We start from the raw sequence: 12,456 nt of genomic DNA, 5'->3' as shown, positions 1-12,456 counted from the left end.
CTTCTACGTTGCCCAGCGATCCGCCCTGCCCGATCCCCCACGGCACCACAGGGAGGAACGATGTCCCCGTCCTCGTCACCCACCCCCTCACCGGGCTCCTCGCCGCGCCGAAGACTGCTCGCCCTGCTCGGCGCGCTGCTGCTCCCCGTCGCCCTCCTGACCGGTCTCGCCGCCGCCCCGGCGCACGCGGCGAGCGGTCTGACCGCCTCCTTCTCCAGCCAGGACAACGGCTCCTGGTGGAAGGGGACGTACGTCATCCGCAACACCACCTCCTCCCCCGTCACCGGCTGGACCCTGGAGTTCGACCTGCCGGCCGGGGTCACCGTCAGCGGCCACTACAACGGCGACGCCACCGTCAGCGGGCGCCATGTGACGGTGCGGAACGCGTACTACAACGCGACCGTCAAGGCCGGCTCCACGACCGAGCCCTACAGCTACTGGTTCGTGGCGAACGGCCCGGTCGGCGCGCCCGGCGCGTGCACGGTCAACGGCGACAAGTGCGACGGCACCCCGGACGTCCCGCCGTCCGCGCCCGGTGCTCCCCGGGTCACCTCGGTCACCGCGCACGGCGTCTCGCTCGCCTGGGCGGCGGCGACCGGCGGCGACCACCCCGTGGCCTCGTACGACGTACTGAGCGGCGCCGCGGTCGTCGCCACCACGAACGTCCCCTCCGCCACGGTCACCGGCCTCACCCCGGCCACCGCCTACACCTTCACGGTCCGGGCCAGGGACACCCGGGGCACCACCGGTCCGCCGAGCGCGGCGGTCACGGCGACGACCACCGACCCGGCCTCCGACCCGGTGCCGCCCACCGCGCCCGGCGGGCTGCGCGCCACCGGCCGGACGTCGACGAGCGTGAGCCTGGCCTGGAACGCGTCGAGCGACAACGTCGGCGTGGCCGCGTACGACGTCTACCGCGACGGGGCGCTCTCCCAGACGCTCCCCGCCACCACGCTCACCGCGACCGTCACCGGGCTGACCCCGGCCACCGCGTACACGTTCACGGTCAGGGCGCGCGACGCGGCCGACAACGCCTCGCCCGCCTCCGCCGCGCTGGCCGTCACCACCGACGACCAGGCGGGCGCCGGCAAGTACCTGAAGGTCGGCTACTTCGCGCAGTGGGGCATCTACGGCCGCCAGTACTTCGTCAGGAACCTCGACACCTCCGGCTCGGCCGCCAGGCTGGACGTCGTCAACTACGCCTTCGAGAACATCGATCCGGTCGATCTGACCTGTCTGGCCGGGGTGACCAAGGGCGTGGGCGGCGATCCGCAGGACCCCGACCAGGGCACCGGCGCGGGTGACGCGGACGCCGACTACGCGCGGCCGATCGCCGCCGCCCAGTCGGTCGACGGCGTCGCCGACGACGGCTACGCCAAACTCCGCGGCAACTTCAACCAGATCAAGAAGCTCAAGGCGAAGTACCCCCATCTGAAGGCCGTGGTCTCGCTCGGCGGCTGGACGTACTCGAAGTTCTTCACCGACGCCGCCGCCACCGACGCCTCGCGCAAGAAGTTCGTCTCCTCCTGCGTCGACGTGTGGATCAAGGGCAATCTCCCGGCCTACAACGGCGCGGGCGGTCCGGGCACCGGCGCCGGGGTCTTCGACGGCATCGACCTCGACTGGGAGTGGCCCGGCTCGCCCGACGGCCACGCCGGCAACCACTACTCGGCGGCGGACAAGGCCAACCTCGGCCTGCTGCTGGCCGAGTTCCGCAAGCAGCTCGACGCGCTGGGCGGGCCGCACCGGCTGCTCACCGCCTTCACACCCGCCGACCCGGCCAAGCTCCAGCAGGGCTGGGACCTGGGCACGGTCTTCTCCTCCCTCGACTTCGCCAATGTGCAGGGGTACGACTTCCACGGCGCCGGCAGCGACAACTCCTGGGAGCCGAACCGCACCGGCCACCAGGCGAACCTCTACACCGACACCCAGGACCCCTACGCCACCCACTTCAGCGTCGACGCGGCCGTCCATGCCTATCTGGACGCCGGGGTCAACCCGCGCAAGCTCACCGTCGGCTTCCCCTTCTACGGCCGGGGCTGGCAGAGCGTCACGGACGGCGGTGCGCACGGCGAGTGGCAGGCAGCGAAGGGGGCCGCGCCCGGCCAGTTCCCCGAGGAGGCGGGGGTGCGCGGCTACGGCAACATGATCGGCGGGGTGCCGGGGCTGACGGTCTTCCACGACGAGCAGTCGGTCTCCACGTACGGCTGGACCGGCGCCGACGGGCAGTGGTGGAGCTTCGACGACGCCTGGTCCATCGGCAGGAAGACGGCCTACCTCAAGACGAAGGGGCTGCTCGGCGCGATGGTCTGGGAGATGTCCGGGGACACGCCCGGCGGCACGCTGATGAGCGCGCTGGCCGGCGGGCTCGGCTGAGCCGCGCCACCCCTGCGCCCTAGCCGACGCTCCGGAAGGCGAGCACCGCGTTGTGCCCGCCGAACCCGAACGAGTCGCTGAGCGCGATGTCCCCGTCCAGGGGCAGGGAGCGCGGGCTGCCGCGTACGACGTCGAGGGCGATCCCGTCCTCGACGTCCTCGCACCCGGCTGTCGGCGGGATCAGTCCGTCCCGCAGCGCCAGGACGGTGGCGACGGCCTCCACCCCGCCCGCGCCGCCCTGGAGGTGGCCGAGCGCGCCCTTGTTGGCGGTGACGGGGACGTCCGGGGTGTGGGCGCCCAGGACCCGGCCGAGGGCGCGTGCCTCGGCCCGGTCCCCCTCCAGGGTGGCGGTGGCGTGGGCGTTGACGTGGACCACGTCCGCCGCGGTGGCGCCGGCGTCCGCGAGGGCCGCCCGCAGCGCGGCCTCGATACCGCGCCCGCCCGGTTCGGGGGCCGCCATGTGGAAGCCGTCGGCGGACAGCCCCCAGCCGGCCGCCTCGCAGTAGATGCGCGCGCCACGGGCCCGGGCGTGCTCCTCGGCCTCCAGGACGAGGACGCCCGCGCCCTCGCCGAGGACGAACCCGTCCCGCTTCTCGTCGAACGGGCGGCAGGCGGAGGCCGGTTCCTCGTTGCGGGTGGAAACGGCCCGCATCGCGGCGAAGGCCGCCAGGACGGCGGGGACGATCACGGCTTCGGTGCCGCCCGCCACCACCAGGTCGAGGTGTCCGTCACGGATGCGGTCCACGGCGCGCCCGATGGCCTCGGTACCGGAGGCGCAGGCCGACACCAGGGTGCTCGCCTCGCCCAGGATGCCGAGGTCGATGGAGATCTGGGCGGCGGCCGAGGACGGCACCAGCATCGGCGCCGTGTGCGGCGAGACCGCGCGCGGGCCGCGCTGCTCCAGCCGCCGCTGGGCCTCGACGAGGACCGGCGCGCCCCCGAGGATCGAGCCCATCGACACGCCGGCGCGGGTGGGCAGCAGTCCGCTGTGGCGGGCGCCCTCCGGGTCGAGGCCCGCGTCGCGCCAGGCCTCACGGGCGGCGAGCAGGGCCAGTTGCGCGGACCGGTTCATCCGCCGCGCCTGGGGCCTGGGCAGCAGCTCGGCCGGGTCCACCGCGGCGCGGGCGGCGAGCCGCACCGGGAGCGCGGCGAACTCCTCGCCGTCGAGCAGGCCGACCGCCGAGCGCCCCGAGAGCAGTCCCTGCCAGAGCCCCGACACATCGGGACCGAGCGGGGTGAGCGCGCCGAGGCCGGTCACCACCACCCGCCGCCGGCCCGTCCCCGTGCCCTCGGGCCGCCCCGCCTCGGCGGGGTCGACCCGGCCCGCCCGCACCACCTGGCGCTCGCGCCGGTCGACCAGGCGCTCCTGGTCGGGGCCGCCGCCCAGCGGGCGCAGCGCGAGCCGGGTCCGGGCCTCGCTGGCGGGGGCGGTGCGCAGCACGACGTGCCAGCTGTCCACGCCGGTCGCGACGACGTCGCCCGGCATCAGCTCTCCGGTGGTCAGGAGCCAGCACTCCCCGCCCATGACCGATTCTTCGCTCATCGGCGCTTCCCAGTTCGCGCATGTGAACGACTTCAGAGCCTCGGAGAGGCTGCGTGAAGTCGATAAAGCGATCTGTGAACATCTTGCCCGTACCACCGGTCCGCGGCCACCGCGAGCCTGCACGCGCCGCCGTGCGCGACGCGCGGGCGGGGTCAGGGACGGCCCGCCTCCGGGATCGCCTCCCCGCGCCGCACCGGCCCGGGCGGGGTGCCGTCCCCGAACGGCCGGCCGCCCAGCTGCTCCCGGTGGTGGGGGGTGAGCCAGCCGGACAGATCCGGGCCGGCGGGCACGATGCCGGTCGGGTTGATACTGGAGTGCACCAGGTAGTAGTGCCGTTTGATGTGGTCGAAGTCGACGGTGTCGCCGAAGCCCGGGGTCTGGAAGAGGTCCCGGGCGTAGGCCCACAGGACCGGGTCCTCGGTGAGTTTGTTCCGGTTGCACTTGAAGTGCCCGTGGTAGACGGCGTCGAAGCGCACCAGCGTGGTGAACAGCCGGATGTCCGCCTCGGTGATGGTGTCGCCGACCAGGTAGCGGCGGTCGGCGAGGCGCCCGGAGAGCAGGTCGAGCCGCCGGAAGACATCGCGGTGGGCGGCCTCGTACTCCGGCTGGCGGGTGGCGAAGCCGGCCCGGTAGACCCCGTTGTTGAGGTCGCGGTAGACCCCGTCCATGACCTCGTCGATCTCCTCGCGCAGCCGCTCCGGGTACAGGTCGGGCGCCCCCGGCCGGTGCAGCTCGCTCCACTCGGTGGCGAGGTCGAGGGTGATCTGCTGGAAGTCGTTGGTGACCAGCTCCCCGCTGGGCACGTCCACGATCGCCGGGACGCTGACGCCGCCCGGGTAGCCGGGCTCGCGCGCCTCGTACGCCTCGCTGAGGTAGCGGATGCCGAGCACCGGGTCGCGGCCGTCGGGCTGGAGGGTGAAGCGCCAGCTGCGGTCGTCCTGGATCGGGTCGGCCACCGCGAGCGAGAGCGCGTCGTCGAGGCCGAGGAGGCGCCGGGAGACCAGGGCGCGGCTCGCCCAGGGGCAGGCGCGGCTGACGACCAGCCGGTAGCGGCCGTACTCGACGGGCCAGCCGTCGCGCCCGTCGCGCGTGACGCGGTCCACGAAGTGGCTGTGCGCGCGCTTGAAGGGTTTGCTCCCGTACCCCGCGTTGCCGCCGCTGCCTTCCATTCCCGCCGTGTCGCTCCGCTCGGGGCGGCTCATCCCGGTCTCCTTCCGGCTGGACTCGCGTACTGGCGTACTGCCTGCGAGCCTTCCCCCGGAGCGGGAGATCTCCCACGGGATGAGCCGCCCGGTCGAACGACCGTCCCCCCTCGGGGGCGGCCCGTGCCCTAGTTGAACGGGTCCAGCGTCAGATACGCCTGCCGGGGATCGCCGTCGTTCACCAGCGACTCGTGGTGGCCCACGTCGTCGAAGGCGAAGGCGTAGGCGCGCCCGTCGGCCATCCGGGCGTGGAGCTCACGGGCGTACTGGTTGGTCACCGCGTCCTGGTAGAAGGCGGCGGACCCGGTGTCCGGCTGGTTGGGGTTGACCAGCAGCGTGGAGCGGTTGTAGCCGGCGCACAGGGTGCGCGAGATGGGGCCGCGCACCAGGTCGTTCGGGGCGTCGAGCAGTTTGTAGCAGCCGAACACACTGTCGGCGTCGGGCTTCTGGAAGCGGGTGACGACCGTGCCCGCGCTGTTGGTGAAGTCCATCGTGGAGCCGGACACCCGCCCGTAGTACTTGGTGTTCGGCTGGTCCGCGAACGGGGTGACGGTCAGCGTCGAGGTGCTGTACTTCTGCCACACCCGGTTGATGTAGTCGTCGAGCACGCTCCTGGGCAGCGCCCCGGTCTCGATGCCGTGGCCGGGGGAGAGCGCCCGCAGGACCGATCCGTCGGAGCGGGTCTGGACGAGGTTCGCCCAGCCGCCCGGCCTTCCCCTGAGCGCGTCGAAGAAGCCGTTGTAGCCGCCGGGCTTCAGGTGCCCGGTCGACCGGACGGTGCCGTCGGCGGCCTTCACCCCGACCGCGTACGGGGCCGAGACCATGTCCACCTGGGTGCTGTTGAGCCACAGCCCGGAGTCGTTGAGGGTGTACTCGGACCAGTTGAAGAGGATGTTGCGGTTCGGGTCGCTCGGGTTCTGCACCGCGGGCTGCACCAGCCCGCCGGTGGTGAGCTTGAAGACCAGCTTCTGACCGTACGAGAAGTAGACGCGTCCGGAGAACTTGGGTATCCGGATGGTCTTCGACTGCCCGTTCGCCGGGCCCGCGATCGAGGCGTCCGGCGCCGGGGTGGGCGGATTGCCCCCGGCCGGCCAGGGGTGGAAGGTGCCGGCGGCGTCGGCCCAGCCCTGCTGCCCGGTGGAGAGCAGCGTTCCGAGGTTGTACAGGTAGAGGGGTTCGCCGCGGCCGGAGTTGTTGGTCACGGTGAACGGAATGGTCGAGGGCACGGCGGCGGTCGCGGGGGTGGCCGCGCCGGCGGCGGTGAGCCCGGTTGCCAGCAGCAACGCGGCTACCAGGGGTGCGAGCAGCTTTCCTTGGACGGACACGCTCCAACTCCTCATCGGATTCGGCGGTTCACGTGGGGGGCGCCGCGAGGAGGAATCTTCTCTTCCACCTCGTGAGAGCGCTCTCAGAATCGTGGTCCGGACCAGACGTGTCAATCCGTCGCGCGTCAATTCCTTGACGGGAAAGGGGGGTTGGCGGGGCCGCACCGTTCATTTGGTGTGGCGGCGTTCCTTTGGTGGGCCCCGCCGGGTTGTGCGGGCCGACAGGGCTACGGCCTCGGCGCCGCCGAGACCACCGGCCCCCGGTCGGTCCAGCCGCCGTGGCCGTCGCCGCCCGCCCAGTCGCGCACGGACGCCTCGGTGGCCGAGGGACCGGCCAGGATGTAGTCGGCGTTGCCGTCGCCGCCGAAGTCGGCCAGGGCCACGCGGTCCGCGTCGGGCGTGGAGCCGGCCGTGGTGATGCCCAGGTCGACCCAGCCGCCCCGGGTGTCGCCGCCCCGGTTGAGGAAGCTGCGGACCGCCCCGTCCTGCCCCACGACGCTGTAGTCCGGGCGGCCGTCGTCGTCGAGGTCGGCGAACCGCACCCGGGACGCGTCGGCCGTCACGCCGGTGGCGACCCGGCCCCAGTCGGTCCAGCCGCCGTGCCCGTCACCGCCCCGGTTGAGCCGGACCCGCACCTCGCCGGTGGGGCCGAGGGTGACGTAGTCGGCGCGGCCGTCGCCGTCGAAGTCCGCGAACACCACCCGGCCCGCGTCCGCCGTGCCGCCGTCGGTGACGCGCTCCGGCGGCTGCCAGCCGCGGTGGCCCCAGCCGCCCCGGTGGAGCCGCACGGAGACGGCGCCGTCGGTGTCCAGGGTGAGGCAGTCGGCGCGCCCGTCGCCGTCGAAGTCCGCGAAGCGCACCCGGGCCGGGTCGGCGGGCAGGCCGCCGAGGACCCGGCCGAGCGGCTGCCAGCCGCCGTTTCCGTCGCCGCCCCGGTTGAGGCGGACCAGGACGCCGCCGTACCCGTCCAGCGTGAAGTGGTCCATACGGCGGTCGCCGTCGAGGTCGGCCCAGCGCACCGGGTTCGCGCCGCCCGCCTCGGTGCCCGCGCCGAGGGCGGGGCCGCCGGACGCCCACCCCTCGCGCCACGCCGCTTCCAGGGGCTTGAAGAAGGACCAGGCCATCCGCCGGAACCCGGCGTCGTTGGGGTGGAGCTGGTCCAGGAACTCACCCGAGGTCAGCGCGGGCGGCTCCACATAGCGGAACTTGTGCCCGGCCGCGCGCTCGGTCCCCTCCAGCTCCCTGGCCCGTACGTTGAACTCCTCGGCGGGCTTCTCCAGTCCGCTCGTGGTGGGGATGAGCCCCATCACGAGGACCGTCACGCCCGGCTTGTCGGCGTAGATCCGGTCGACGAGGGCGGCGAGGCGGTCGGGGGCGTGCGGCAGGTCGATGCCCCGGGCGATGTCGTTGATCCCGATGTGGAGCAGCACGACGTCGGGCCGGGCGCCCGCCATCCAGCCGTCGATGCCGGCGGTCAGCTGGTCGATGACGTAGCCGCTGTGGCCCTCGTTGGAGAAGTCGGCGAAGCTCCCGGAGGCCTTGGAGCCCACGAACCGTACGATGTAGCGCCTTTCCAGCCGCATGATCTGCCACAGCGGACGGCGGTACGAGGAGAGGGTGGGGCTGCCGCCGCCCCAGGTGATCGAGTCGCCCAGCGGCATCACCCGCAGGACCGGGGCGCCCTTGTGGTCGGCGGCCGAGGGGCTGGCGGGCAGCGTCGCCAGGGAGAGCGCGCCCGTGAGAGCGAGGAGACAGCGGGTCAACCGGATACGTCTCATGATCTTCCTCCAGCCGGAAAGGCGCCGGTGGCACCTTGTCTTGACGGGGCATCAGTTGGCACGGCAGTCATGGGATCACTCCCGACCACCGTCTCGCGCGTTCTTGTACAGCAGGAGAACCCGGCCGGAGCAGCGGACGGCGCCCGTATTGACGCGCGCTGGACAAAAATCGGGGGCGAAGAACGCCCCCTTGCCCGCATGACGCGGCGCGCGCACGGTACTCGCAGGACGACAACGCGCGAAGCCCGCGCACCGACTTCCAACCCCCAGGAGGTGGCTTCGGATGACGGAGCCGATCAGCCCGGCCGTGGAGAAGCCCGAGAGCCCCGACATCGACGAATACCGCAGCGGCACTTCGGGCACCACCCTGCAGACCGCGCGCAGCGGCGCGGGTCAGCCACCCGCGACCCGGGGCCGCACGACGATCGCCGGCGGTGTGGTGGAGAAGATCGCCGGACTCGCCGCGCGCGAGGTGCCGGGCATCCACGCGCTGGGCGGCGGGTTCGCCCGTACCATCGGCGCGATGCGCGACCGGGTGCCGCGGGCCCGCGGCGCCTCCGTGAGCAGGGGCGTCAAGGTCGAGGTCGGTGAACGGCAGACCGCGATCGACCTGGACGTGGTGGTGGAGTACGGCGTGAGCATCACGGCGGTCGCGGCCGAGGTGCGCGAGAACGTCATCGCGGCGGTGGAGCGGATGACCGGTCTGGAGGTCGTGGAGGTCAACATCTCCGTCGACGACGTCCATCTGCCGGACGACGGCGCCTCCGAGGGCTCCGAGGTCCGCGTGCAGTAGCCGGTGTGCGGGCCGCCGGGGCCCGGCTCATTCGTTCGGGGCCGCCGAGGTGGCCCGGCGGCCCCCGACCCGGGAGGCTGGGCAGGACTCCCACCGCCCCGAGGAGAGCCGATGGCCCCGACGCCGTACCGCTACGACGACCTGCGCGCCCTCTACGTCAACTGCACGCTCAAGCGCTCCCCGGAGGTCAGCAACACCGAGGGGCTGATCGACCGCAGCCGCGCGGTGCTGGAGGGGAACGGCGTCACCACGGAGGTGGTCCGCGCCGTGGACCACGACATCGCGACCGGCGTCTGGCCCGACATGCGCGAGCACGGCTGGGAGAGCGACGCCTGGCCGGAGCTGTACGCGAAGGTGATGGCGGCCGACATCCTGGTGCTGTGCGGCCCCATCTGGCTGGGCGACAACAGCTCGGTCGCCAAACAGGTGGTGGAGCGGCTCTACGCCTGCTCCAGCCTGCTCAACGAGCAGGGGCAGTACGCGTATTACGGCCGGGTGGGCGGCTGTCTGATCACCGGGAACGAGGACGGCGTCAAGCACTGCGCCATGAACCTGCTCTACAGCCTCCAGCACCTCGGCTACACCATTCCGCCGCAGGCCGACGCGGGGTGGATCGGCGAGGCCGGCCCCGGGCCGTCCTATCTGGACCCGGGCTCCGGCGGCCCCGAGAACGACTTCACCAACCGCAACACGTCCTTCATGAGCTGGAACCTGATGCACCTGGCGGCCATGCTCAGACAGGCGGGCGGCGTCCCCGCCCACGGAAACCTGCGCACGGCGTGGGACGCGGGCTGCCGCGACGACTTCCCCAACCCCGAGCACCGGTGAGCCGGGGCGGGCTCCCGGCGGCGCGCCCGTTCAGATCGTCCGAAATCGAGCGGTACGGCGCCGCCGGGCGGGCCCCCGCGGGGGCCCGCCGCAGTCGGTTCAGCCGGTCCGGACGGGGATCTCCCGGTAGCCGAAGGCGATGAACGAGGGCACCTGGCTCAGCTCGTCGGGCTTCGCCGCCGGGCTCAGCCCCGGGAAGCGGTCGAAGAGGGCGGGCAGCGCGGTGAGGGCCTCCATCCGGGCCAGCGGCGCGCCGATGCAGCGGTGCACGCCGATACCGAAGGCCAGGTGGTCGTCGGCGGCGCGGGTGGCGTCGAAGGACCCGGCGTCCTCGCCGTAGTGGGCCGGGTCGTGCCCGGCCGCGGCGTAGGTGGTGACGATGGCGTCGCCCGCCGGGATGGTGACCCCGTCGACGGTGATGTCGCTGACCGCGAACCGCAGCGGCAGGGTGGCGATGGACGGGTGGACGCGCAGCACCTCGTCGATCACGTTGTCCCAGCTGATCTCGCCGGAGCGGACCGCGGCGAGCTGGTCGGGGTGGTGGAGCAGGTCGACGACGGCGTTGCCGATGAGGTTGACGGTCGTCTCGAAGCCGGCGCCTATGACGAGCAGCAGCGTGTAGACGAGCTCCTCGTTGCTGAGCCGGTCGCCGTCCTCGTCGCGGACCTTGATCAGCTCGGTGGTCATGTCGTCGCCGGGCACCTCGCTCTTGAAGGCGATGAGCGCGGGCAGCACATAGGCGATCTGCTTCTGGACGGACTCGGCGTGCTCGGGGCTCGGGTCCGAGGTGTCCATGATGGCCGCGATCAGCCGGGCCATGTCCTTGACCAAGTAGTCCGGGACACCGAAGAGTTCGCAGATCAGCCGCATCGGCAGGGGGTGGGCGTAGGCGGCCTTCAGATCGACCGGCTCACCGCAGGCGCCCGCCTCGGCCAGCGAGTCGAGCAGTTCGGCGGTGATCTGCTCCACCCGGGCGCGCATCGCCTCGGTGCGGCGGGCGGTGAAGCTGGGGGCGACCAGCTTGCGCAGCCGGGTGTGGTCGGGCCCGTAGGTGGAGAGCATGTTGATCACGCCGACCCAGCCCAGGATCCAGCCCCAGTCGGGGTGCTCCCCCAGCTCGGACCACAGCCCCCAGTGCTGCCGCGGGTCCTTGCTGACCCGGGGGTCCAGGATGAGGGACTTGAGGGTGTCGTAGCGGGTGGGCGCCCAGGCGGGGATCCCCCCCGGCAGCTCGACGGGCACCACCGGGCCGAGCGCGCGCAGCCTGGCGCTCTCGGCGGGGATGTCGGCGCCGAACGGGTCGAGGGGCACTCGCGAGGACGGGGTCATGCTCGTTCTCCTGGCTGGTCGGGGGTGCGCGGGGTGAAGCGGACGGGCAGCGACGTGAGCGAACGGTGGAACGGCCCGGGGCGCCAGGTCAGGCGCCCGCGCTCGGTGGTGGGGGTGAGGTCGGGCAGCCACTGGGTGAGCCGCTCGATGGCCTCGGTGGCGATGAGCAGGGTGTGCTGCTTGACGGGGCAGCCGTGGTCGCCCGCCGACCAGGACAGATGGGAGGCGTCGTGCGGGTGGTGCGCCCCGGCGTACTCGTGCTCCGCGAAATGGCCGATGGCACCGTAGGAGACGACCACCGGCACGGCGGCCTGGATCCACACGCCGTGGAAGCTCAGCGACCGGCGGGCGAAGTGGATGCCGTAGTTGGACAGCGGTGTCTCGTACCGCAGCACCTCGGCCACCGCGTCCGCGACCGGGCGCGAGCCGCTGGTCAGGGTCGAGTAGTAGGCGGTGTTGCCGAGGATGCGCGACAGCGCGTTGGAGACGAGGTTGGCGGTGGGCTCGTGGCCCGCGCCGAGGGTGAGGAACACCTGCCAGGTGACCTCCTCGGGGGTGAGCCCGGCGGGGTGGTCCAGGAGGCGGCTGGTGAGGTCGTCGCCGCGCCGCTCGCTCTTGGCGGCGATGAGTTCGAGGACGTAGCGGCCGTACTCGGCCTCGCCGTGCGCGGCCTGCTCGCCGCCCTCCATCATCTGGCCGAGCGCGTCGTTGAGCCGGCCGCTCTCGCTGTCGGGCAGGCCGAAGAGGTTGTTGAAGACCAGCGCCATCAGGGGCCGGGCGAAGTCGGTGACGAGGTCGGCACGCCCGGCCGGTCCGAACCGGCCCACCAGGATGTCCACCGCCCGGTGCACCCGCTCGCGCAGGTCGTGCGGTTCGACCAGGTCGAAGGCGTCCAGCAGGGTGCGCCGGTAGCGGATGTGGGCGTCACCGTCCGCGAAGAGGGCGTTGGGCCGCCAGCGCATCATGCCGAGGATCGGCGAGTCCGCGGCGACCGTGGCCTCCCAGGGCCGGGGGTCGTGGGACCAGGTGTCGCTGTCGTGCAGCAGGTCGAGCGCGGCCCGCCGGTCGGTGACGACGTACGCGGGGACGCCCGGGGCGAGTTCGGCCCAGCCGACCGGTCCCTGGGCGCGCAGCGCCGCGTAGTAGGCGTGCGGGTCGGCGGCGAATCCGTCCTCCCACAGCCGCACCGGCGCGGAGAGCGAGAAGGCGGCTGTGGGAGGACGGATTCGCCGCCGACCCGCACGCCTACTACGCGGCTCTGCGCGCCCAGGGACCGGTCGGC

The 12,456-nt window shown here is 72.9% G+C and carries 9 protein-coding genes; 3 read left to right on the top strand and 6 right to left on the bottom strand.

What is annotated here, in order from left to right; all coding sequences use genetic code 11:
- Positions 1 to 60: 60 nt before the first annotated feature.
- Positions 61 to 2,376, top strand: coding sequence for a glycosyl hydrolase family 18 protein (locus tag ACJA3G_RS16505; protein ID WP_406553742.1), 2,316 nt, complete (start codon positions 61 to 63; stop codon positions 2,374 to 2,376).
- A gap of 19 nt (positions 2,377 to 2,395) precedes the next feature.
- Here the strand turns inward: ACJA3G_RS16505 and ACJA3G_RS16500 are convergent, their stop codons facing one another.
- The 4 genes from ACJA3G_RS16500 to ACJA3G_RS16485 all read right to left on the bottom strand — a co-directional run bounded on the left by ACJA3G_RS16500 (position 2,396) and on the right by ACJA3G_RS16485 (position 8,224).
- Complete coding sequence (locus ACJA3G_RS16500) at positions 2,396 to 3,919, bottom strand: beta-ketoacyl-[acyl-carrier-protein] synthase family protein (protein ID WP_406553741.1); 1,524 nt, start codon at positions 3,917 to 3,919, stop codon at positions 2,396 to 2,398.
- A 152-nt stretch (positions 3,920 to 4,071) separates the two neighbouring features.
- Positions 4,072 to 5,121, bottom strand: coding sequence for a glutathione S-transferase family protein (locus tag ACJA3G_RS16495; RefSeq protein ID WP_406553740.1), 1,050 nt, complete (start codon positions 5,119 to 5,121; stop codon positions 4,072 to 4,074).
- 128 nt (positions 5,122 to 5,249) lie between these two features.
- On the bottom strand, positions 5,250 to 6,461 hold the full coding sequence (locus ACJA3G_RS16490; RefSeq protein ID WP_406553739.1) for a glycoside hydrolase family 64 protein: 1,212 nt from the start codon (positions 6,459 to 6,461) through the stop codon (positions 5,250 to 5,252).
- Positions 6,462 to 6,673: 212 nt separating this feature from the next.
- Positions 6,674 to 8,224, bottom strand: a complete 1,551-nt coding sequence (locus tag ACJA3G_RS16485) for an FG-GAP-like repeat-containing protein (protein WP_406553738.1) — start codon at positions 8,222 to 8,224, stop codon at positions 6,674 to 6,676.
- 283 nt (positions 8,225 to 8,507) lie between these two features.
- On the opposite strand from ACJA3G_RS16485, the gene ACJA3G_RS16480 reads away from it, so the two are divergent.
- Together ACJA3G_RS16480 and ACJA3G_RS16475 are read left to right on the top strand one after the other, a co-directional pair.
- On the top strand, positions 8,508 to 9,017 hold the full coding sequence (locus ACJA3G_RS16480) for an Asp23/Gls24 family envelope stress response protein (RefSeq protein WP_406553737.1): 510 nt from the start codon (positions 8,508 to 8,510) through the stop codon (positions 9,015 to 9,017).
- 111 nt (positions 9,018 to 9,128) lie between these two features.
- A complete protein-coding gene (locus ACJA3G_RS16475; protein ID WP_406553736.1) occupies positions 9,129 to 9,845 on the top strand; it encodes a flavodoxin family protein in 717 nt (238 codons plus the stop codon).
- Between the two features lie 99 nt (positions 9,846 to 9,944).
- Here the strand turns inward: ACJA3G_RS16475 and ACJA3G_RS16470 are convergent, their stop codons facing one another.
- Together ACJA3G_RS16470 and ACJA3G_RS16465 are read right to left on the bottom strand one after the other, a co-directional pair.
- Entirely contained in the window at positions 9,945 to 11,174 is a 1,230-nt protein-coding gene (locus ACJA3G_RS16470) for a cytochrome P450 (protein WP_406553735.1), read from the bottom strand.
- Positions 11,171 to 12,361 (bottom strand): cytochrome P450, encoded by a 1,191-nt coding sequence (locus tag ACJA3G_RS16465; RefSeq protein WP_406553734.1) that lies wholly within the window; start codon positions 12,359 to 12,361, stop codon positions 11,171 to 11,173. Before ACJA3G_RS16465 ends, ACJA3G_RS16470 begins: the two co-directional genes overlap by 4 nt.
- Between the last annotated feature and the right edge of the window lie 95 nt (positions 12,362 to 12,456).

The organism is Streptomyces sp. YS-3, assembly GCF_045257485.1.
In the GTDB taxonomy this organism is placed as follows: domain Bacteria; phylum Actinomycetota; class Actinomycetes; order Streptomycetales; family Streptomycetaceae; genus Streptomyces.
The sequence above is the reverse complement of the archived record's forward strand: the minus strand, read 5'-3'. Positions and strand labels throughout refer to the sequence as shown.

What these genes read in the sequence shown, in the direction of transcription:
- ACJA3G_RS16505 (WP_406553742.1), top strand. Translation starts at nt 61, where the DNA reads ATGTCCCCGTCCTCGTCACCCACCCCCTCACCGGGCTCCTCGCCGCGC.
- ACJA3G_RS16500 (WP_406553741.1), bottom strand. Translation starts at nt 3,919, where the DNA reads ATGAGCGAAGAATCGGTCATGGGCGGGGAGTGCTGGCTCCTGACCACC.
- ACJA3G_RS16495 (WP_406553740.1), bottom strand. Translation starts at nt 5,121, where the DNA reads ATGAGCCGCCCCGAGCGGAGCGACACGGCGGGAATGGAAGGCAGCGGC.
- ACJA3G_RS16490 (WP_406553739.1), bottom strand. Translation starts at nt 6,461, where the DNA reads ATGAGGAGTTGGAGCGTGTCCGTCCAAGGAAAGCTGCTCGCACCCCTG.
- ACJA3G_RS16485 (WP_406553738.1), bottom strand. Translation starts at nt 8,224, where the DNA reads ATGAGACGTATCCGGTTGACCCGCTGTCTCCTCGCTCTCACGGGCGCG.
- ACJA3G_RS16480 (WP_406553737.1), top strand. Translation starts at nt 8,508, where the DNA reads ATGACGGAGCCGATCAGCCCGGCCGTGGAGAAGCCCGAGAGCCCCGAC.
- ACJA3G_RS16475 (WP_406553736.1), top strand. Translation starts at nt 9,129, where the DNA reads ATGGCCCCGACGCCGTACCGCTACGACGACCTGCGCGCCCTCTACGTC.
- ACJA3G_RS16470 (WP_406553735.1), bottom strand. Translation starts at nt 11,174, where the DNA reads ATGACCCCGTCCTCGCGAGTGCCCCTCGACCCGTTCGGCGCCGACATC.